We start from the raw sequence: 21,504 nt of genomic DNA on the forward strand, positions 1-21,504 counted from the left end.
GACCTACTCAATGAATACTGAATTAACTTGGTGTCACTCAGTTAGCATTGAGATAAATGATGAAATCTCAATCCCGCGTGAGTGCCCACACAGATTGTCTGACTAATTGTTAAAGAGCGTTGCCTCTCTCAAGGCAGGAGGCGCATTCTACGCTTTCCTCCGTCGTCGTCAAGGGCCGTTTTGAACTTTCCCATCCGACCGTCGACATTTTAACCAGCACCCCTTGGGGCCCTCTGGTAGCGCAGCGCGTTGTTTCCCGCTGTGCCCCGTCGACAGGGAGCGCATTATAGGGCCGAGTTTGGCGCCGACAAGGGGAAATTTGCCCCTGAACGGCCGACCGCTCACTCTTCGAGCAAGACGGCTGTTTTATCGCCTTTCTCAAACCCGGACTTCTTAGTTTAGGACAAAAAAGCGCCGCTAGACGGCGCTTTTCTCAAGTTGAACTCGCGTTTGCTTCGGGCAAAGCGAGTTTGACAGGGTTACTCGATCACCTGATAGACCACTTTGGTGCTGCAAGCCACAGCCTGGAAGCTGTAGTAGCAGCGGTCGACCACCCGCTTGGCTTCAATCCGGGTGCCCTCATCGCCGCCGGCGGCGGTGGGCGAATCGCGCAGCAGGGCATTAATGTCTTGCTCACTCTCCCCCTTGGCCATCAACTGCTGTTGGAGTGCCTCGATGGAATCGGCCTGGGCCAGTACCTTGGTTTCGGCCTTGGACTTGGTGGCGATGTCGTAAAACTGCACACCTCCGTAGTGGTTTGCCATCACCGGCAGTGCCAACAACGCAAACCCCGCAATCAGTACCTTCTTCATGATGCCTCTCTTGGGTTCTCTGGGCTTCACTACAAACAGATAGCAGTTGGGGGTCGACGCTTTTAGATCGCTTTGCCTGTCCGATATAACCAAAAGGAGGGGCCACGGCCCCTCCTTCGTTGGTTATCACTGGGTGAATCCCAGCCCGTCCGGTTGCAGAACCACCTGAATGGGTTTGCCCGGCACCAGGGTCCCCGAGAGGATCTGCTGGGCCAGGGGGTTCTCCAGCCGTTGCTGAATGGCCCGCTTGAGCGGCCGGGCCCCGAACACGGGATCGAAGCCGGCAGTAGCCAGGTTGGCCAGCACCTCGTCGCTGATGGCCAAGGGGTAGTCCCGCTCTGCCAGGCGCCGCTCCAGACCTTGCAGCTGTATGCGGGCGATCTGGGCGATCTGATCCTCCGCCAGTGGGTGGAACACCACAGTCTCGTCTACCCGGTTGATGAACTCCGGACGGAAGGATTGCATCAGCACCCCGTGCAGCAGACTCTTGAGTTCGCCGTAATCCAGCTCGCCGAAGTGCTGCTGGATCTGATCCGAGCCCAGGTTGGAGGTCATGATGATCACCGTATTGCGAAAATCCACGGTGCGGCCCTGACCGTCGGTCAGGCGGCCATCATCGAGCACCTGAAGCAGAATGTTGAACACGTCCGGGTGCGCTTTCTCCACCTCGTCCAGCAGGATCACCGAGTAAGGTTTGCGGCGCACCGCTTCGGTCAGGTAACCGCCCTCCTCGTACCCCACGTACCCCGGGGGGGCCCCCACCAGGCGGGCCACGGAGTGCTTCTCCATAAACTCCGACATGTCGATGCGCACCATGGCGTCGTCGCTGTCGAACATGAACTGGGCCAGCGCCTTGGACAGCTCGGTCTTCCCCACCCCGGTGGGCCCCAGGAACAGGAAGGAACCGATGGGCCGGTTGGGATCCGCCAGCCCGGCCCGGCTGCGGCGAATGGCATTGGACACGGCGTCCACCGCCTCGTCCTGCCCCACCACCCGCCGGTGCAGCTCGGATTCCATTCGCAGCAACTTGTCCCGCTCCCCCTCCAGCATCTTGGCCACGGGGATCCCGGTGGCCTTGGCCAGCACCTCGGCAATCTCGGCGTCGGTGACCCGGTTTTTCAGCAGCGCCATCTCCTGCATCTCCGCCTGGGCGGCCAAATCCAGCTGCTTCTCCAGCTCTGGAATGCGACCGTACTGCAGCTCGGACATGCGGGTCAGATCCCCGGCACGGCGAGCCACGTCGAGATCCTGCCGGGCCTGCTCCAGTGCAGCCTTGATGTGCTGGGTACCGGCCAGGGCCGCTTTCTCGGTCTTCCAGATCTCCTCAAGCTCGCCAAACTCCCGCTCCAACTCGGTCAATTGCTCCTTGAGCAGGCCCAAGCGTTTCAGGCTGGCTTCGTCGCTCTCCTTGGCCAGGGCCTGTTCCTCCAGCTTAAGCTGGATGATGCGCCGCTCCAGGCGATCCAGGGGTCCCGGCTTGGAGTCAATCTCCAGCCGGATGCTGGAGGCGGCTTCGTCGATGAGATCGATGGCCTTATCCGGCAGTTTGCGGTCGGAGACGTAACGGTGGGACAAGGTGGCCGCCGCCACGATGGCGGGATCGGTGATCTCCACGCTGTGGTGCAGTTCGTAGCGCTCCTTCAGGCCCCGCAGGATGGCGATGGTGTCCTCGACGCTGGGCTCATCCACCACCACTTTCTGGAAACGGCGCTCCAGGGCGGCGTCCTTCTCCACGTACTGGCGGTATTCGTCCAGGGTGGTGGCCCCGACGCAGTGCAGTTCACCGCGGGCCAGGGCCGGCTTAAGCATGTTGCCGGCGTCCATCGCCCCTTCCGCTTTACCGGCACCCACCATGGTGTGGAGCTCATCGATAAAGAGGATCACCCGGCCCTCCTCCTTGGCCAGCTCGTTAAGTACGGCCTTGAGCCGCTCCTCGAACTCACCGCGGTATTTGGCGCCGGCCAGCAGGGCCCCCATGTCCAGGGAGAGGACGCGCTTGTCCTTGAGCCCTTCGGGCACTTCGCCATTGATGATGCGCTGGGCCAGGCCTTCGACGATGGCGGTCTTACCCACTCCGGGTTCGCCGATGAGCACCGGGTTGTTTTTGGTCCGGCGCTGCAGCACCTGAATGGTGCGGCGGATCTCCTCATCCCGGCCGATCACCGGGTCCAGCTTGCCTTGCTCGGCCCGCTCGGTGAGATCGATGGTGTACTTGTCCAGGGCCTGGCGCTGGTCTTCGGCACCGGGGTCATCCACCTGGGCACCACCGCGCACCTGCTCAATGGCGCTCTCCAGCTTTTTACTTTCGGCCCCCAGCTGCAGCAGGGTTTCGCCCAAAGCGCCGCGGGCCTCCACGGCAGCCAAGACAAACAGTTCGCTGGAGATGTACTGGTCCTTGCGCTTCTGGGCCAGCTTGTCGCAGAGGTTGAGCACCTTGATGAGCTCGCGGGAGAGCTGCACCTCGGCATCTCCCCCGGTGACCTTGGGCAGGTTGTCCAACGCCTGGGTGAGTTTGCTGCGCAGGGCGGTGATGTCCACGGTGCACAGCTGCAACAGCGGCCGGACGGTGCCGCCGTCCTGGTTCAGCAGGGCCAGCATCACGTGGGCCGGTTCGATGTATTGATGGTCGCGGCCCAGTGCCAGTGACTGAGCGTCGGAGATCGCCAGCTGGAACTTGCTGGTCATTCGGTCAAGTCGCATGCGCTGCCCCCTTAAAGCGAAGAAGCCCGGTTCGGGCGGATACTCACTAATTGGGGGCGCTAATCGACTTTTTCAAGCGTCTTGAAGCCAGATCAGGCTCGCCTGGCGGCCGGTTTGCTGATCCCGGCGGTAGGAGAAGAAGCGCTGGGGGTCTTGGTAGGTGCACCACTGCCCGCCATACACGTCGGTCACCCCGGCCCGGGCCAGTCGCTGACGGGCCAGGACGTAGAGATCCGCCAGGTAACGGTCGCCGCGGGGCACAAAGGCCTGCTCCGCCTCAGCCATCTGCGCGACAAAGCGTTCGCGCACCTCCGGTCCCACTTCGAAGGCCGCCGGCCCGATGGCCGGGCCGAGCCAGGCCAGGATCTCGCCGGGTTGAGCCTTAAAGTGGGCCAGGGTGGCCTCCAGCACGCCATCCACCAGCCCCCGCCAACCGGCATGGGCGGCGGCCACCTCGGTGCCGGCGCGATCGCACAGCAGCACCGGCAGGCAGTCGGCGGTCATCACGGTGCACACCGTCCCCGCCTGACGGCTGTAGCTGGCGTCCGCCTGTGGGGTGATTCGAGCACTGGGCAGCACCTCCACGGCGGTGCCGTGCACCTGATTGAGCCAGTAAGGGGCGCTGGGCAAACCGGCCTGGCCTTGCAACTGATGACGGTTGGCCGTCACGTGCTCCGGCCGGTCGCCAACGTGACCGCCCAGGTTGAAGCCGTCGAAGGGGGGTAAGGAGACGCCCCCCTGCCGGTCAGTGCTGATGGCCCGCACCGAGGCCGGGGCTGGCCAGTCGGCCTCGAACCACATCAGTAGTCGAACCCGTGCTCGGCGGTGTCCGCCCGCAGCAGGGCCGTCAGGCGCACCATGTCCTCAGGCACCGGCGCCGTCCACTGCATGGTTTCCCCAGTGATGGGGTGCTCCAGGCGCAGCATGGCGGCGTGCAGGGCCTGACGGCCGAAACGCTTCAAGGTGGTGCTCAGGGTCTCATCGGCCAGACGCAGGGGACGGGGCCGGCCGGCATAGAGGGGATCGCCCACCAGGGGGTGATGCAGGTGCGCCATGTGGACGCGGATCTGGTGGGTGCGCCCGGTCTCCAGACGCAAGCGCAACCGGGTGTGGGCACGGAACTTCTCCGCCACCCGGTAGTGGGTGACTGCGGGCTTGCCCAGTTCGGTCACCGCCATGTGGGTGCGGCGCTGGGGGTGACGGCCAATGGGCTCGTCCACGTGGCCACCGGCAGTCATCACGCCCATGGCGATCGCCTCGTACTCCCGGGTGATGGCCCGGTCCTGCAGTTGGCTCACCAGGTGGGTCTGGGCCGGGACGGTCTTGGCCACCACCATCAGCCCCGTGGTGTCCTTGTCCAATCGGTGGACGATGCCCGCCCGGGGCACGTTGACGATGTCGGGGCAGTGGTGCAGCAGGGCGTTGAGCAGGGTGCCATCGTGGTTGCCGGCGCCGGGGTGGACCACCAGGTCCGCCGGCTTGTTGATCACCAGGATGTCGTCGTCCTCGTAGATGATGTCCAGGTCCATCGCCTGGGGCTGGGCTGCCACCTCCTCCTCAAACTCCGCCTGGATGAGGACCGCTTCGCCCCCCATCACCTTCTCACGGGGCTTGGCCACCGTCTTTCCGTCCAGGCTGACCCGCTCGGCCAGGATCCACTCTTTGATCCGACTGCGGGAGTAGTCAGGAAAACACTCCGCCAGGGCCTGGTCGAGTCGTTGTCCCAGCTGGCTATCGGAGATAATTCCTTCCAGTTCAATTTGTTGCGTCATAGTGTTTAGCTCAGGCCGGAAAGGCTCGAAATCAGTATCAGTTCTGTTAGAATCGCTCAAATTGCATTTTATCGTGTTTTGACCCCGTCACGCACGGCCAGATAAGGGATCTCACATCAGCATGCGCAAGATCACAGGTTCGCTGTTGCTCGCTCTGGGCAGCGTTTTTGCCCTGTCCGCCTGCTCCAGCTCCGGCGACCGCTCCGGCTACGTCGTAGAAGACCGCTCCCCGGAAGCGCTTTACGCCGACGCACGCCAAGCCATGGAACTGGGCAACTTCACCAAGGCCTCTCAGGTGCTCGAAGCCCTGGACAGCCGTTACCCCTTCGGGCCCCACAAAACCCAGGTCCAGCTGGATCTCATCTACGCCTACTACAAGCTGGAAGACAGCCCCAGTGCCCTGGCCAATGTGGACCGCTTTATCCGTCTGAACCCCACCCACCCGGACATCGACTACGTCTACTACATGCGTGGTCTGGTGAACATGCAGACCGACAGCTACCTGTTCCACGACATGCTGGGGATCGACCGCTCCGACCGGGATCCCAGCCACGCCATCTCGGCGTTCCGGGATTTCGAAACCCTGATCAAGAGCTACCCCAACAGCCGTTACGCCCCGGACGCCCAGCGTCGCATGATCATGCTGCGTAACCGCCTGGCGGACTTCTCTTTGCGGGTGGCGGAGTACTACGTCACCATGGAGGCCTGGGTGGGCGCCGCCAACCGGGCCCAGCAGGTGCTGGAGACCTACCCGGGCACCCCCGCCAGCGAGCGGGCCCTGGAGATCATGGTCACCAGCTACGACGAGCTGGGTCAGGAGACCATGCGCGATCACAGCATTCAGGTGCTCAAAGCCACCTACCCGAACAACCGCCTGGCCAACCGTTTCTGAGGCCAGAGCCACGAAAAAAGGCGCCCCGATGGGCGCCTTTTTTTTGTGTGTGCCGGTCTGAGGGTCAGATGGCGTCTTCGTTCTCTTCGCCGGTGCGGATGCGGATCACCCGGGCCACGTCGGTGACGAAGATCTTGCCATCACCGATCTTGCCGGTACGGGCGGTGTCGACGATGGCCTCGATGGCCTGCTCCAGCAGCTCGTCGGCGATCACCAGCTCAATCTTCACCTTGGGCAGAAAATCCACCATGTACTCGGCGCCGCGGTACAGCTCGGTGTGGCCCTTCTGGCGACCAAAACCTTTCACTTCCTGGACGGTCATCCCGGTGATGCCGATTTCGCCCAGGGCCTCGCGCACGTCATCCAGCTTGAACGGCTTGATCACCGCTTCCAACTTTTTCATCTTCGTTACCAGTTCCGTTTGCCAAATCCAGAGGTGATGGGGTAGCGACGATCCTTGCCAAAGGCCCGGGGGGTGATCCGCGGGCCCACGGCCGCCTGGCGCCGCTTGTACTCGTTGATGTCGGTCAGCCGGATCACCCGGCGCACATCCTGTTCGTTGTGCCCGGCGGCCACGATCTCATCAAGGCCTTGATCTCGCTCGACATAGCGCTCGAGGATGTCATCGAGCACATCATACGGAGGCAGGCTGTCCTGGTCCACCTGGTCCGGTGCCAGCTCCGCCGACGGGGGGCGGGTGATCACCCGTTCCGGGATCACCGGCGACAGGGTGTTGCGGTAGCGGGCCAGGCGGTAGACCAGCAGCTTGGGCAGGTCCTTGATCACCGCAAAGCCCCCGCACATGTCGCCGTAGAGGGTGCAGTAGCCCACCGCCATCTCGCTCTTGTTGCCGGTGGTGAGCAAGATCTTGCCGCTCTTGTTGGACAGGGCCATCAGCAGCACGCCGCGGGCCCGGGCCTGCAGGTTCTCCTCGGTGGTGTCCTTTTCGGTGCCCTCGAACAGGGGCGCCAGTTGGCCCATAAAGGCGTCAAACATTGGCTCGATGGAGACCACCTCGTAATCCACCTCCAGGGCGTCGGCCTGCCCTTTGGCGTCCTCCAGGCTCATGGAGGAGGTGTACTTGAAGGGCATCATCACCGCCTGCACTTTCTCCGCCCCCAAGGCATCGGCGGCCACCGCCAGGGTCAGGGCGGAATCGATGCCACCGGAGAGGCCGAGCACCGCGCCCTTAAAGCCGTTCTTGCCGACATAATCGCGCACCGCCAGCACCAGGGCGTTGTACACCTGGGCGTCTTGTTCCGGCAGCGGATGACGGGCCCCCTCATCGGGCTGGCCGTCGGTAAAGCGCACCAGCTGCAGCGCCTCCTCGAACTGGGGAAGCTCGTGACAAATGTGGCCCGCGGCGTCCATCACCAGGGAGTGGCCATCGAAGATGAGCTCATCCTGGCCGCAGATCTGATTGAGGTAGATCACCGACAGGCCAGACTCGGCAGTGCAGGCTTCCAGCACGTCGAGGCGCTCATCGAGCTTGGCCATGTCGAAGGGGGAGGCGTTGAGGGTCAGCAGCAGATCGGCGCCCTGTTCGGTCACCTGGCGCACCGGCCCCGGGTGCCAGATGTCCTCGCAGATGAGCACCCCCAGCTGATGCCCCTTGAAGGGGATGACGGCGCTGTGATCGGCCGGCTCGAAGTAGCGGTCCTCGTCGAACACCCGGTAGTTGGGCAGGCGCTGCTTGTCGACGTGGCCCAGACATTGGCCCTGGTGGATGAGACTGGCGCGGTTGCGCAGGCCCGGCTCGGAGTCGGCGGGGTGGCCCACCAGCATGGCCGCCTCCCCGGGGTAGGCCTTGAGGCGCGCCAGAGCAGCGTCCACCCGGGCGAGGCAGTCGGGGCGCAGCAGCAAATCTTCCGGCGGGTAGCCGGTCAGGGCCAGTTCGGGAAAGAGCACCAGATCCGCCCCCTGGGCCTCGGCCTTGGCGGTCCAGGCCAGGATCTTGTCGGTGTTCTCCTCAATGGCCCCGACGGTGAGGTTGAGCTGGGCCAGGGCCACCACCAGTTGTTTGCTCATGCTTCGCGCTGTCCTTACTTCGGTTGCGATCGCCGCATGGTAGCGAAATCCCGCCCCGGAGGGAACGATCAGAAGGTGCAGGCCTCCGGCACTCCAAGCGCCCCATCGGGGTCGGGCTCGTACACCACGATGCAGAACTGGTTCTCCGAACCGTCCTCTTTAAGGGCCGCGGCCTTGACCTCACTGACGGTCAGCAGACCACCGACGGTCTGTTTGCCGGTGCCGACTACCTCCACCTGGCCGGTCCAGGCGCTGTAGCTGCAGGTAAAGGAGTTACTGGCCGCCGACCCTGAGGTGGAGATGGTGCAGCTCACGTTGCCGGACTCGGCAATGCTGATGGAATCCCAATCGCTGTTGGAACATTTATCGTAGGCAATGCTGCCCCCGGTGGCCTTAGGCACCAAACACTCGATGCGCCCGCCGAAACCGGCCACTGTGCTGTCCACCTTAAGCTTGATGGCGGAGGCGCGGGCGGTGTCGATGTCCCGCGGCATGGTGGGCCCCAGGCCGGTCAGCCCGGAGTTGCCCTGGCCGGAGCGCACCAGGGCGTAGTAATCGAAGTTCTGATCCGCGGTGGCACTGATGGTCAGCAGGCCCCGGCTGTAGGTGCCGTAGTAGTTGTTGGCCGGGTCAACGATGGTCTCCACTGGCTCCGAGGTGATGGAGGCGTCGGTGCACAGGGCGTCGGTGCACAGCTTGCAGCCGTTACTCAGTGCCTCGAGTTCACTGGCAGACCAAACTTCAGTGCCGTTGGGGCACTGGTAGAGCTCCCAATCGGCGAACAGGGTGATGTTCACCTCGTTAAAGGGCAGCGCCGCCAGGTTGGATTCGGTGCCGCTCTCGCCCAGGTAGGCCGAGCGCACCGCGCTGTTGACCGGATCCATGTAGATGGCCCGGGCCATCAGCTGATGGGTCCCCGGAGTCAGGGTGGTGGACGTTTTGGGAATGAGGTCGTTGCTCGAGTCGCCGTCGCCGTCGGCGTCGCTGCCTACGGCGGTGTCGCTGATGGCGCAGGTGCCGCTGGGGAAGCCTACGGGATCGCCGTAACCGCCGCAGCTCATGTAGGTTTCCAGTACGTTGCTGATGTGGGTCAGGTAGGCGCTCTCCACCGCTCCGGTGCTCAGGTAGGAGCGGGGCAGCACCTGGAGATCGATCTGCTGCCAGTCGGGCATCATCCGGTAGTAGCCGTCGATGCGCTGCATGCGGCAAGCCTCGGCGTAGATGCCGGCGGCGTTGGGGGTGATCTTGGAGGTCACCTCATAGGGGTCGGTGTAGCGATCCGCATTGCGCCGACTGCTGTCCTGGCTGTAGAACTGGAAATCGCCGTAGCTGAGCTCATCGTAGGGGTTGCCCGTGGCCCCAGCCAGATCCGAGAGATCGCTGCTGCCCACCGCCGAGTCCTTGCCGTCGAAATGGCTCTCACAGCAGGTGGTGCAAAAATCCAGGGCCCGGGCGCTGACGCTGCCACTGACGTTGGGCTGGCCCACGGCCTGTTTGCCCGCCTGACTGAGCGTCACCGGCGGCAGGTAACGCTGCCATTGGTACTCCTCCAGGGAGTCGTCGAGGTAGAGGGGGGACGGCAATTCGAGTTCGCCGCTGAAACTGGCGTTGTACTCGCAGTTGCAGCCCACGGTAAGGGCATCCTGCTGGTTCAGTCGCAGTACCTCGCCACTTTTGACCCCATCGTCGATGAAGTTGATGGTGTCGAACTGCACCAGCACCACCTCGTCGTCCAGCTCCACGTCCGGGATGGGTTTGAAGGTCTCCCGCTCAACGTTATGGCTGCCGTTCTCGTTGCTGGTGTCACCGATATCCAGGCCCAGCACGTCCGGGGCCACCCCTTCGGTGGTGTAGACCTGGGGTCCGCCGCCGCCGATGCCCGCCCCACCGGGATCGGCGACGCCGGTGTCGGTGGCGATGGGCGCAATGTAGCCCTCCAGGGTGACTGTCTTGCTGCTGCCGTCCGCCACGTTCCAGCCGACACCGATCTTCACCCGCTTCTGGGCCACCTCGGCCCCCCCGGGGTCGGTAGCGGTGTAGGCTCCACCCACCAGGTAGAGATCCGTGACCGCCCAGCGCAGGGTGAAGCTTTGGTTGTCGAAGGTGGTCTCACCGCTGGGCATCATCAAGGCATCGGCGGCGGTCAGTCGACCGCCGGCATTGCTGGCGATGTCCCCGTAATCGAAGCCCCCGGTATCGACCGCCGTGGTGAAGCTGCGCAGATCGTCCAACTTGGCCTGGGCCAGCTTCAAGGCCACCTCGCGCATGCTGGTCTCGCCGCCGCTGCGCAGCAGCTGGCCCTGCAACCGGGAGAGGGCCACCACCGACAGCGACACCACCAGTATCGCTATCAGCACCTCCACCAGGCCTATCCCTCGCTGATGCTTCCCTGTCATGGTGTCACCTCGAAATCACGCCAGCTGCCGGCCACCTTGACCAGCGGCTTGAAGATGGTGTTGTTGTCACTGAGCAGACGGTCAAACACGTCCGGATGCCAGGTCACCCCGAAAGCCCCGGCGGTGATCTTGACGTTGTTGTGGTTGGCCATCACCGCCCCGTAGATGGTGGCGTTACCGCTGGTGGTGATCTCGGCGGTGCCCGCCTCGTCGGTCTCCAGCGAGAAGAAGATGCCGTAGGAGTCGTCGTTGCCGTTGACCTTGAGGCTGCCGTCTCGGATGAGCGCCACCACCGGGGTGTCGGCAGCCCCGATGCCATTGACGTTGCAATCGCCCTCAATCAGAAAGATCCCGGTGCTGTTGGCGTCCAGGGAGGTGCAGTCGGGCAGCACGTTGCTGGCGGGGATGCGGCCGGTGGTGAGCAGGGTTTCCCACTGTTCGATGGGCACGCCGAAGGTGAAGGCGAGCAGATCATCGGGGAAGTTGGGGTCGGACTGGGCCAAGTCCTCCCCCTCCACGCCCCGTTCGCTGTAGGTATCACTGGCGCAGCGGTCACGACTGAACTCCTGCACCGCGCAGGTTTTGCCGTTGGCGTTGGTCATGTCGATGTCGTCACCGGACCAGATGGAGACCGGCACCCCGTTGCCGCCACCGTTGGGGTTGGCCCCCACCCGGAAGGAGCCCTGAACGTCGACAAAACCGGCGGCGGAAAGGGGCGGCGGCGCGCCCATGTCGAGCAAGAAAGCGTAGGTGTAGGCTTCGGCCAGAGTGACCTTGGCGCCGGTGCTGCTGTCGCGGTAGGTGGCCTCGACGGTAACCGGAGCCGCCCCTCCGATGCAGCTCCAGGACACCGCGATGCTCTCCCCGCCCACCAGGGTGAAGTCCCGACTGGTGTCACACAGGGAGTCGTCGTCGATGAACGCCTTGCCCGCCGCGTCCAGGCCGGACTCGGCCAGGGCAAAGGCCGCGGAGTAGGCGGTTTCGTTGGCGGCGATGCGCTTCTCCACCACCATCACCTTGGCGGCGTAGAGCGTCACCATCGCCAGGATCACGGTGATCAGCAGTGTGACGGTGAGTGTGGCGAATCCCTTTTGGCCCGATTCCATCCCTGTCCCCTTCAGAAGGCGTTGTTGCGCAGCCGCACCCGCTGCTCGATGGTCATGTCGATGGCGCTGTTGCTGTCCAGGTGCCCGCTCAAACGCAGGATCACCGACTGCACCAGGCGCTTGTCCTCGGCGGTGACCGGCGGGTCCAGCTCAAACTCCAGCGCGGTGATCACCACGTTGCTGGAGGTGATGGCGGTCCAGGCGCCGTTGGCGCAGGTGGGGGTGGTCACGCTGGCGGCCCAGTTGCCCTTGTCCACCTGCTGATTGGTGCTGTCGTAGCGGTACCCCACCCGCTCGTCATCGCTGGCGGCAGTGTCCAACACCCCGTCGCCGTCCAGGTCCGATTTCAGGATGATGCAGGTGTAGGGCCCGCCGTTGGCGTGGCTGCCCGCGGTGCCCGTGGTGTCGACGGTGGCCAGAATGTCCAGGTCCTGGGCGGTCCAGGTGGTGGCACCGCCGCTGCTGCTGGCGGTCAGCGGCAGGAACATAAAGCTGCGATCCGACAGGTCCCGGTTGGCCACCGCATCGCCGCGAAAGCCCGCCCGGCGGATGTCGCGCACCATCATGGTACTCAGGGTCTGCAGCTCCTGATTGAGCCGGGCCAGTTGCAAGGTGGTGTTGTTGGCTCGCAGGTTGGAGGTGAAAAAGGCCAGGGTGGCCCCCAGGACGATAAGCCCCAGCACCATGGCGATCATCATCTCCACCAGGGTGAAACCGCGGTTCAGTTGCATACGGTGCCTCCACACTGCTCCAGGCCCCAGATGCTGTCCTTGCCGTTCGGGGTGCACAGCCGAGCCCGGCCCAGGTTCGAGGTGACCAGGCAGGCGGCCTTGTCGCTGCCCAGGCTGAACTTGCCGTTGCCGGCGCTTAAGGTGTTGCGCCTGTTGGTGAGGGTCAGTTTGTTGTTGCTGAAAGTGGTGCTCAGGCTGACGTTGGGGAAGCGACCGCCGTCGACGCCCCGCACGATGCCGTCCCCCTGCAGGTCGCACTTGTTGGTCTGGCCGCTTAGGCTGCAATCGGTGCACTCATCCGGGGAGTCGGTGAGGCGGATGCACCAGTCACCGGTACTGGGGGTAATGAACTTGAGGGTCACCTCCTCCAGATCGCGCTTGATCGCCTCGCTGCGCCCCTGGTGGACGGTTTCGAACAGTTGGAAGCCGGCGGCCCGCAGGCGCAGGTTTTGCGAGATCTCTTGGTAGGAGGGGACGGCGACGGAAACCAGGATCGCCAGCACCGCGACGGCGATCAACATCTCCAGCAGGGTCAGCCCCGCGACCCTTCGAGGGGAGACGGAGTCCTTGAGGCGTTTCATGGCGGATCCTTGCCCAACAAAAAATTACATAAAGACGCTAACATTTAATAACATACAGGGTTAAGGGTAGCACTGAGTTATTTTTTTGTCGGACTTAACAAGGAACGGTTATGGCCCCAACAGCACTTCGCCTTCGCGGCTTCACTTTGATTGAGATGATGATAGTGGTGGCCATCGCTGCCGTGCTGGCGGCCATCGCGGTGCCCTCCTTCCAGAGCCACCTGCGGGAGGCCCGTCGCGCCGAAGCGCTGGAGTCGCTGATCCAGATGCAATTGGCCCAGGAGGAGCACTGGCTGGAGGCCCGCAGCTACACCGCCACCACCAGCGACCTGACCGGCAAATCCCTGAACTACTACACCCTGTCGGTGACCACCAGCGGCGGCGGCTACACCCTGACCGCCACCGCCAAATCCGGCACCTCCCAGGCCAGCGACACCGAGGGCAGCACCAGCTGCGCCACCTTGAGCCTGAGTCACGCCGACGTTCGCAGCCCCAGCGCCTGCTGGTAAGCCCCATAAAAAACGCCGCCCCGGTACAGAACCGGGGCGGCGCTTTTTATGGCAAGGCTCAGCGCAGCTCGGCGGGGACGTGGAACACCACGTTCTCCTCACGGCCACTGGCTTCGGCCACCTCGGCGGCCCCCAGGGACTTCAAGGCGTCGATCACCCCCTGCACCAGCACCTCGGGGGCCGAGGCCCCGGCGGTGACCCCCACCTGCTGGACGCCGGACAGCCACTGGGGCTGGATGTCGTCGGCGCCGTCGATGAGGTGGGCCTGGGTGCCGGATTTCTCCGCCAGCTCCCGCAGCCGGTTGGAGTTGGAGGAGTTTTTCGACCCCACCACCAGCAAGAGATCACACTGGACCGCCAGCTCGCGCACCGCGTCCTGACGGTTCTGGGTGGCGTAACAGATGTCGTCCTTGCGGGGCCCCTCCACTGCCGGGAAGCGGCGCTTGAGGGCGTCGATCACCTCGGCGGTGTCGTCCATGGAGAGGGTGGTCTGGGTGACAAAGGTGAGATTGGTTTCGTCCTTCACCGTCATCTTGGCCACGTCCTCCGGGGATTCCACCAGGTAGATCCCGCCGTCGGCGTTGTCGTACTGGCCCATGGTGCCCTCCACCTCCGGGTGGCCGGCGTGACCGATGAGCACACACTCCACGCCCTTGCGGCTGGCCCGGGTGACCTGCATGTGCACCTTGGTCACCAGCGGACAGGTGGCGTCGAACACCTTGAGACCGCGGTCCTTGGCTTCGTCCCGCACCTGCTGGGAGACGCCGTGGGCGCTGAAGATGACGATGGCGTTGTCCGGCACCTCGTGCAGCTGGTCGACAAAGACGGCGCCGCGCTGGCGCAGGCCGTCCACCACGTAGCGGTTGTGCACCACTTCGTGGCGCACGTAGATGGGCTTCTCAAACAGCTCCAGGGCCCGCTCCACAATGCTGATGGCCCGGTCCACCCCGGCGCAGAAGCCGCGGGGGTTTGCCAGTAAGACTTTCATCACGCCTCCTTGGCCAGAATGTCCAAAATTTCCACGTCGAACAGCACCGTCTGGCCCGCCAGGGGGTGGTTGAAGTCGACGGTGACCGAATCGCCCTCTACCGAGCGGATCACCCCAGGGTACTGGTTTCCGTCGGCGGCGGTAAAGGCCATGATGGTGCCCTCGGACAGCTCGGCGTCGGCGGCGAACTGGGTGCGGTCCATGTGGTGGACGTTGTCCGGGTTGGGCTGACCGAAGGCGTGCTCCGGGGCCAGGGAGAAGCGCTTCTTGTCGCCCTTGGCCAGACCCATCAGCTCCGCTTCCATGGCGGGGCTCAGGCTGCCATCCCCCAGGGTCAGCCGGGCCGGCTTGCCGTGGGCGCGGGTGCTGTCGGCCACGCTGCCGTCCGGCAGCTCCACGTTAAAGTGCATGAACACCTGGGCGCCGGGGCCCACTACCACTTGGCTCATTTGGCCTCCTCGGTGTGTTTCGGCTGCAGGAAGGCGTCCAGGATCATCAGTCCCGCCCCCACACAGATGGCGCTGTCGGCGATGTTGAACGCCGGCCAGTGCCAGTTGCCGACGTAAAAGTCGATAAAGTCGATGACGTAGCCGTACAGCACCCGGTCGATCAGGTTGCCGATGGCCCCGCCCAGGATCAGGGCGTAGGCCAGGTTCAGTCGTTTGAGGCCGGCGGCCTGGGTGCGCAGCATAAACAGCAACCCGGCGGAGACCGCCAGGGCAAACACCGCAAAGCCCCAGCGCTGCCAGCCCCCGGCGTCCGCCAGGAAGCTGAAGGCGGCGCCTTCGTTATGGATGTAGAACAGGTTCAGGTAGGGCATCAGCGGCACCGGATCCATGTAGGTCAGGCTGGTGCTGGCCCAGATCTTGGTGATCTGATCGATCACCAGCGCCACCACCCCGACCCACAGCCATTTGCAGCCGGAGGCCTGCCACTGCCCGGGGCGCTTGGCCCAGAGTTGCTTAAGCATACTGACGCTGCTCTCCTTCGCCGTCGATGTTGGTGACACAGCGCCCGCACAGGGTCGGGTGCGCGTCCAGGGTGCCCACCTCGGGACGGTGGTGCCAGCAGCGCTCGCACTTGGCCGCCTCAGTTTTTACCAGCGCCACTTTCAGCCCTTCGATGGCGCTGTCGGCGGCGTCGCCCGCCTCGCCCAGGGGACGTACCTTGGCCTCGGAGGTGATGAGCACAAAGCGCAGCTCGTCCCCCAGCTTCTCCAGCAGGGCCAGCAGCTCGCCCTCGGCGTAGAGGGTCACTTCGGCTTCCAGGCGGTTCTTGATGCCCTCGGCCTTGGCCTGCTCCAGCTGCTTATTGACCTCCGCCAGCACCTCCACCAGCTGCTGCCATTGGCCGTTGCTCACCTCGGCCTGCTCGTCCATGGCCACCAGGCCGTCGTACCAGAGCTGGGTAAAGACGAAGGGCTCGCGCTCGCCGGGCAGGGCCTGCCAGATCTCGTCGGCAGTGAAGCTCATGATCGGCGCCATCCAGCGCACCATCGCCTCGGTGATGAGGTAGAGGGCGCTTTGGCAGGAGCGCCGGGCCAGGCTGTCGCCCTTGGCGGTGTACTGGCGGTCCTTGATGATGTCCAGGTAGAAGCTGCCCAGCTCGATGGAGCAGAAGTGCATCAGCTTCTGGCTGACCTGGTGGAAGTTGTAGCCCTCGTAGGCGGCCACGATCTCCTGCTGCAGGGCATGGGCGCGGGCCACGATCCAGCGGTCCAGGGCCACCATCTGCTCCGGAGCCACCATGTCGGTGGCGGGATTAAAGCCGCTCATGTTGGCCAGCAGGAAGCGGGAGGTGTTGCGAATGCGGCGGTAGGCGTCGGCGCTGCGCTTCAGGATCTCGTCGGAGACGGTCATCTCACCGGTGTAGTCGGTGGAAGCCACCCACAGGCGCAGGATGTCGGCGCCCAGCTTGTTGACCACCTGCTGGGGGCTCATCACGTTGCCCAGGGACTTGGACATCTTGCGGCCCTTGCCGTCCACGGTGAAGCCGTGGGTCAGCACCTGCTGGTAAGGCGCCCCCTCTTTCATCGCCACGGAGGAGATGAGGGAGGACATGAACCAGCCGCGGTGCTGATCGGAGCCTTCCAGGTAGAGATCGGCGCCGTGACCGTTGAACTCGCCCCGGGCGTCCACCACGGAGGCGTGGGTGACACCGGAGTCGAACCACACGTCCAGGGTGTCGGTCACCTTGCTGTAGTGGGCCGCTTCGTCGCCGAGCAGCTCGGCGGCGTCCAGATCCCACCAGGCTTGAATGCCATCGGCTTCCACCTTCTGGGCCACCTGCTCCATCAGCTCAACGCTGCGCGGGTGCAGGGCCTGGGTCTCGTTGTGAACGAACAGGGCGATGGGCACACCCCAGGTGCGCTGACGGGAGATGCACCAGTCCGGGCGGTTCTCCACCATGGTGTGGATCCGGGCCTGGCCCCAATCCGGCACCCATTGAACCCGCTCAATCTCGCTCAGGGAGCGGCTGCGCAGCCCGGCCTGATCCATGGAGATGAACCACTGTGGGGTGGCACGGAAGATGATGGGGGTCTTGTGGCGCCAGCAGTGGGGGTAGCTGTGGCGGAACGCCTCGTGGTGCAGCAGCGCGCCTTTCTCTTTGAGCACCTCGACGATGGGGCCGTTGGCCTTGAACACGTGCTGACCGGCGAACAGCGGGGTGTCCGCCAGGTAGACGCCGTTGTTGCCCACCGGGTTGGCCACCTCCAGGTTGTACCTGTTGCCCACCACGAAGTCGTCCTGGCCGTGGCCGGGGGCGGTGTGCACGCAGCCGGTGCCAGACTCGGTGGTGACGTGATCGCCGAGGATCGCCGGCACCAGCATGTCGTAGAAGGGGTGGTGGAACTGGGTCAGCTCCAGCGCGCGACCTTCACAGAAGCCCAGGTTGTGGTAGTGCTCGATGCCGGCCCGGTCCATCACGTCCTTGACCAGATCGGCGGCCAGGATCAGCCGCTCGGGCTGCTCGCCCTCCACCTGCACCAGGGCGTACTGCACGCTCTCGTGCAGGGCGATGGCGCGGTTGGCGGGCAGGGTCCAGGGGGTGGTCGTCCAGATCACCGCGGAGATCGGGCCTTCGCCCTGGTGCCCCTCGGCGCAGTCAAACTTATCCGCCACCAGCTTGGCGTCGTCCGCCTTGAAGCGCACGTCGATGGCCGGTGAGGTCTTGTCCTCGTACTCCACCTCGGCCTCGGCCAGGGCGGAGCCGCAATCGGTACACCAATGCACCGGCTTGGCACCCTTGTGCAGGTGACCGTTGTCGATGATCTTGGCCAGGGCACGGATGATGTTGGCCTCGGTGCCGAAGTCCATGGTCAGGTAGGGCTTGTCCCACTCCCCCAGGACCCCCAGGCGGATGAAGTCGGCCTTCTGGCCCTCCACCTGGGTCTTGGCGTATTCGCGGCACTTCTGGCGGAATTCGGCGGCGGAAACCTTCTGGCCAGGCTTGCCCACCTTCTGCTCCACTTTGAGCTCGATGGGCAGCCCGTGGCAGTCCCAGCCCGGCACGTAGGGGGCGTCAAAGCCAGACAGGGTCTTGGCCTTGATGATGATGTCCTTGAGGATCTTGTTGACCGAGTGGCCGATGTGGATGTCGCCGTTCGCGTACGGGGGACCATCGTGCAGAATGAAGGGCTTGGCGCCCTGGCGGCTGGCCCGGATCGCCTTGTACAGCCCCTTCTCATTCCACTGTTGCAACATTTCCGGTTCCCGCTTGGCCAGGTTGCCGCGCATCGGGAAATCGGTCTCAGGAAGGTTCAGCGTAGTTTTGTAATCGACCATCGATCCTTACACCATCATCGGTTTTCAGAGTGTTCCGGGACACGCAGCGCCTCGAGGGCGTTCTGCGCATCCAACTGGATTTGGGCTTTGAGCGCCTCCAGGGAGGCGAAAGCGTGTTCGTCCCGCAGCCAGGCGTGCAGCCGGACGTGCAGGTGCTGACCGTAGAGGTCGGCGTCAAAATCAAACAGGTGGACCTCCAGGCGGCACTGCTGCCCGGAGAGGGTGGGCCGTTTGCCCACGTTGGCCACCCCATGGTGCCAGCGGCCATCCTCCATCTGCACCCGAACCGCGTAGACCCCGCTGACCGGCACCACGGTGCGCTTGAGCAGGATGTTGGCGGTGGGGAAGCCGATGGTGCGCCCCAGCTTATCGCCGTGGGCCACCCGGCCGCTGATCTGGTAGGGGTGACCCAGCATCCGCTCGGCCGCAACCAGATCGCCCTCGGCCAGGGCGTTGCGGATCAAGGTGGAGGAGATCCGCTCCTCCCCCAGGCGACAGCTGGCGGTGTCCTCAACGGCAAAGCCGTGTTGTTCGCCGGCCCGCTGCAGGAAGGGGAAGTTTCCGCGCCGGCCCCGGCCGAAACAGAAGTCGTCTCCCACCACCAGATAGCGGATCCCCAGCTTCTGTACCAGCAATTGTTGGACAAAATCTTCCGCTTCCCACTGGGCGAAGCGCTGATCGAAGCGGACACAGAGCACCCGGTCCACCCCCAGCTCCGCCAGGCGGTCCAGTTTGTCCCGCAGCAGATTCAGCCGGGCCGGAGCCTTCTCTTTAAGAAAGTACTCCTGAGGCTGGGGCTCAAACACCATCACGGTGGCCGGCACGCCATACTGACGGGACAGGGCCACCAGACGCCGGATCACCTCGGCGTGGCCGCGGTGCACACCATCGAAATTGCCGATGGTCAGCACGCAGCCACGGTGGCGTTCACTGAGGTTGTGGATGCCGCGAATTAACTCCATGAACCCGTTGCTTGTCTTTGCTTCGAAAATCGCCGGATTATACCCCAGCCGGGGGGCGAGATCACAGGCTCTTTAGCTGGGCCGGACGCAGGCCGAACAGCAGCAGGCTGACGCCGTAGCTGAGGGCCCCCAGGCCAATCAGACCAAACAGGGTGGCCACCCGCTCCATAAAGCCCATGGCCAGCCAGCCGGCCTCGTTGGGGCACAGCTGCAGCAGCACCGCCGCCATCACCGCCCCGGCCAGGGCCATGCGGGCGATGATGCCGACACTGGCGCTGCTGAGCTGGTACACCCCCTGGCGGCGCAGGCCCCGGTAGAGCAGCGCCGCGTTCAAAGTAGCGGAGGCGGAGGTGGCCAGGGCCAGGCCGACGTAGCCGAAGGGGATCGCCAGGGCCAGGTTAAAGCCCATGTTGGCCACCATGGCGATGATGCCATAGCGCACCGGGGTCTTGGTGTCCTGGCGGGCGTAGTAACCGGGGGCCAGCACCTTGACCAGCATAAAGCTGAGCAGCCCCGAGGCGTAGGCCAGCAGACTGACCGCCGCCATCTGGCTGTCCGCCACAGAGAACTCCCCCCGCATAAAGAGCACCATCAGCATCGGCTGGGCCAGCACCATCAACCCCAGCATCGCCGGGATCCCCACCAGCAGCACCGAGCGGACGCCCCAGTCGAGGGTGCGGCCGAACTGAGTCGGATCGTCATTGGCCTTGTCCTTGGACAGGGCCGGCAGGATCACCGTGGCGATGGCGATGCCGAACAACCCCAGGGGAAACTCCAGCAGGCGATCCGAGTAGTAGAGCCAGCTGATGGAACCGGTCATCAGGAAACTGGCGATCAGGGTGTCGAACAGCAGGTTGATCTGGCTGACCGAGACCCCGAACATCGCCGGGATCATCAGGGTGCGGATCTTCTTCACCCCCGGGTGGTGCCAGCCCCACTGGGGGCGCACCAGCATGTTGGCGCGCAGCAAGAAGGGGATCTGAAACAGAAATTGGATCAGGCCACCGAGGAACACCCCCCAGGCCAGGCCCAGCTCCGGCCGCTCAAGCTCGGGGGACAGCCAGAGGGCACAGCCGATGATGGCGACGTTGAGAAACACCGGGGTAAAGGCCGCCACCGCGAAGCGCCCCAGGGTATTAAGGATGGCGCCGGCCAGGGCGGTGAGGGTGATGAACCACAGATAGGGGAAGGTGATCTTCAGCATCAACGCCGCCAGCAGGAACTTCTCCCCCTCCGGCTCGCCGCCGAGCCAGGCCACGAACCAGCCGGTGCCGAACAGCGCCGCCAGCACCGGTGAGGCGATCACCCCCACCAGGGTAACCAGGGTGACGATCCCCCCCAGGGTGCCGCTGACCTTGGCGATCAGTTCCTGCACCTCGCTCTGGCTCTTCTGCTGCTGGTACTCGGTGAGCACCGGCACAAAAGCCTGGGCGAACGCGCCCTCGGCAAAGAGTCGGCGCAGGAAGTTGGGGATCTTGTTGGCCAGGAAGAAGACGTCCGCCGCGGCCCCCGCCCCCATCAGTCCGGCCACCACCACATCCCGCACCAGTCCCAGTACCCGTGACACCAGGGTCATGGCGCTCACCACCATCCCGGAGCGCACCAATTTCTTACTCAAGTTCGCTGTCCCGCAAAACCGACGGGGGGCGCTTCAACCGCCCCCCGCACTGGATATGGAAAAATTGCATTCTGCCCCTGTTGCCTGGGCGGTAATGCTGCTAGAATTTGCGCCCATCTTAAACCAGTTGGGTCGTGGAACGCCAAGTATGGTCCTGAGTCCACCTTTGCGCTGACGCTTATTTGCACATTGTCGTTGACAAAGATGGGCAAAAAAAGTAAATTCGCGACCTTTCTGAGAATCCAGACTGCACCGTTTTTAGGAGTTTGCACTTGGCTAACATCAAGTCTGCTAAGAAGCGCGCCATCCAGGCCGAGAAGCGTCGTCAACACAACGCCAGCCGTCGTTCCATGATGCGCACTTACACCAAGAAAGTGGTAGCTGCTATCGCCGCTGGCGACAAAGCTGCCGCTACTGAAGCGTTCAACGCTGCCCAGCCTATCCTGGATCGCATGGCCACCAAAGGCCTGATCCACAAGAACAAGGCCGCTCGTCACAAGAGCCGCCTGGCTGCCCAAATCAAAGCCCTGTAATTGGCGCTTCGATACCAGATTGAAAACCGGCTTCGGCCGGTTTTTTTGTGCCCCTCTGACAGCCCGTCACCTTTTTGTTACCCTGTCGCCT

General features: G+C 64.1%; 19 protein-coding genes. 3 read left to right on the forward strand and 16 right to left on the reverse strand.

All coding sequences use genetic code 11. From position 1 onward, the window contains the following. Positions 1-479: 479 nt before the first annotated feature. The 4 genes from KUV81_RS15010 to rluD all read right to left on the reverse strand — a co-directional run bounded on the left by KUV81_RS15010 (position 480) and on the right by rluD (position 5,284). A complete protein-coding gene (locus tag KUV81_RS15010; RefSeq protein ID WP_222544713.1) occupies positions 480-812 on the reverse strand; it encodes a hypothetical protein in 333 nt (110 codons plus the stop codon). Positions 813-938: 126 nt separating this feature from the next. After that, on the reverse strand, positions 939-3,512 hold the full coding sequence (gene clpB, locus KUV81_RS15015) for an ATP-dependent chaperone ClpB (protein ID WP_222544714.1): 2,574 nt from the start codon (positions 3,510-3,512) through the stop codon (positions 939-941). A gap of 72 nt (positions 3,513-3,584) precedes the next feature. Next, positions 3,585-4,313 carry a peptidoglycan editing factor PgeF gene (pgeF, locus tag KUV81_RS15020; protein WP_222544715.1) on the reverse strand — a complete coding sequence of 243 codons (729 nt, stop codon included), beginning with the start codon at positions 4,311-4,313 and terminating at the stop codon, positions 3,585-3,587. After that, complete coding sequence (gene rluD / locus KUV81_RS15025; RefSeq protein ID WP_222544716.1) at positions 4,313-5,284, reverse strand: 23S rRNA pseudouridine(1911/1915/1917) synthase RluD; 972 nt, start codon at positions 5,282-5,284, stop codon at positions 4,313-4,315. Before rluD ends, pgeF begins: the two co-directional genes overlap by 1 nt. A 121-nt stretch (positions 5,285-5,405) precedes the next feature. On the opposite strand from rluD, the gene KUV81_RS15030 reads away from it, so the two are divergent. Continuing rightward, a complete protein-coding gene (locus KUV81_RS15030) occupies positions 5,406-6,176 on the forward strand; it encodes an outer membrane protein assembly factor BamD (protein ID WP_222544717.1) in 771 nt (256 codons plus the stop codon). A gap of 64 nt (positions 6,177-6,240) precedes the next feature. Here the strand turns inward: KUV81_RS15030 and glnB are convergent, their stop codons facing one another. The 6 genes from glnB to KUV81_RS15060 form a co-directional block, all read right to left on the reverse strand. Next, a complete protein-coding gene (gene glnB, locus KUV81_RS15035) occupies positions 6,241-6,579 on the reverse strand; it encodes a nitrogen regulatory protein P-II (RefSeq protein ID WP_222544718.1) in 339 nt (112 codons plus the stop codon). A 5-nt stretch (positions 6,580-6,584) separates the two neighbouring features. Then, entirely contained in the window at positions 6,585-8,204 is a 1,620-nt protein-coding gene (locus tag KUV81_RS15040) for an NAD+ synthase (protein WP_222544719.1), read from the reverse strand. Positions 8,205-8,272: 68 nt separating this feature from the next. Further along, positions 8,273-10,600, reverse strand: coding sequence for a hypothetical protein (locus KUV81_RS15045; RefSeq protein WP_222544720.1), 2,328 nt, complete (start codon positions 10,598-10,600; stop codon positions 8,273-8,275). Next, positions 10,597-11,706 (reverse strand): PilX N-terminal domain-containing pilus assembly protein, encoded by a 1,110-nt coding sequence (locus KUV81_RS15050; RefSeq protein WP_222544721.1) that lies wholly within the window; start codon positions 11,704-11,706, stop codon positions 10,597-10,599. The genes KUV81_RS15045 and KUV81_RS15050 overlap by 4 nt, the downstream gene beginning before the upstream one ends. 11 nt (positions 11,707-11,717) lie before the next feature. Then, the gene (locus KUV81_RS15055; RefSeq protein WP_222544722.1) at positions 11,718-12,437 is read right to left on the reverse strand and encodes a PilW family protein; all 720 of its coding nucleotides are present in this window, start codon (positions 12,435-12,437) and stop codon (positions 11,718-11,720) included. After that, entirely contained in the window at positions 12,428-13,018 is a 591-nt protein-coding gene (locus tag KUV81_RS15060; RefSeq protein WP_222544723.1) for a GspH/FimT family pseudopilin, read from the reverse strand. The genes KUV81_RS15055 and KUV81_RS15060 overlap by 10 nt, the downstream gene beginning before the upstream one ends. Before the next feature lie 110 nt (positions 13,019-13,128). Between KUV81_RS15060 and KUV81_RS15065 the strand changes: the two genes are divergently transcribed. Next, a complete protein-coding gene (locus KUV81_RS15065) occupies positions 13,129-13,527 on the forward strand; it encodes a type IV pilin protein (RefSeq protein WP_222544724.1) in 399 nt (132 codons plus the stop codon). A 58-nt stretch (positions 13,528-13,585) separates the two neighbouring features. Here KUV81_RS15065 and ispH read toward each other — a convergent pair whose 3' ends face one another. The 6 genes from ispH to murJ all read right to left on the reverse strand — a co-directional run bounded on the left by ispH (position 13,586) and on the right by murJ (position 20,880). Then, on the reverse strand, positions 13,586-14,515 hold the full coding sequence (ispH, locus tag KUV81_RS15070) for a 4-hydroxy-3-methylbut-2-enyl diphosphate reductase (protein WP_222544725.1): 930 nt from the start codon (positions 14,513-14,515) through the stop codon (positions 13,586-13,588). Next, positions 14,515-14,964, reverse strand: coding sequence for an FKBP-type peptidyl-prolyl cis-trans isomerase (fkpB, locus tag KUV81_RS15075; RefSeq protein ID WP_222544726.1), 450 nt, complete (start codon positions 14,962-14,964; stop codon positions 14,515-14,517). Before fkpB ends, ispH begins: the two co-directional genes overlap by 1 nt. Continuing rightward, positions 14,961-15,485 carry a signal peptidase II gene (gene lspA, locus KUV81_RS15080; protein WP_222544727.1) on the reverse strand — a complete coding sequence of 175 codons (525 nt, stop codon included), beginning with the start codon at positions 15,483-15,485 and terminating at the stop codon, positions 14,961-14,963. Before lspA ends, fkpB begins: the two co-directional genes overlap by 4 nt. Next, positions 15,478-18,300 carry an isoleucine--tRNA ligase gene (gene ileS / locus KUV81_RS15085; protein ID WP_222544728.1) on the reverse strand — a complete coding sequence of 941 codons (2,823 nt, stop codon included), beginning with the start codon at positions 18,298-18,300 and terminating at the stop codon, positions 15,478-15,480. Before ileS ends, lspA begins: the two co-directional genes overlap by 8 nt. Before the next feature lie 14 nt (positions 18,301-18,314). After that, positions 18,315-19,262, reverse strand: coding sequence for a bifunctional riboflavin kinase/FAD synthetase (gene ribF, locus KUV81_RS15090; RefSeq protein WP_222544729.1), 948 nt, complete (start codon positions 19,260-19,262; stop codon positions 18,315-18,317). A 61-nt stretch (positions 19,263-19,323) separates the two neighbouring features. Beyond that, positions 19,324-20,880: a murein biosynthesis integral membrane protein MurJ gene (gene murJ, locus KUV81_RS15095; RefSeq protein WP_222544730.1), complete on the reverse strand. Its 1,557-nt coding sequence runs from the start codon at positions 20,878-20,880 to the stop codon at positions 19,324-19,326. A gap of 272 nt (positions 20,881-21,152) precedes the next feature. Between murJ and rpsT the strand changes: the two genes are divergently transcribed. Beyond that, complete coding sequence (gene rpsT, locus KUV81_RS15100; protein ID WP_222544731.1) at positions 21,153-21,413, forward strand: 30S ribosomal protein S20; 261 nt, start codon at positions 21,153-21,155, stop codon at positions 21,411-21,413. Positions 21,414-21,504: the final 91 nt, after the last annotated feature.

The organism is Ferrimonas balearica (genome assembly GCF_019802085.1).
GTDB lineage: Bacteria > Pseudomonadota > Gammaproteobacteria > Enterobacterales > Shewanellaceae > Ferrimonas > Ferrimonas balearica_B.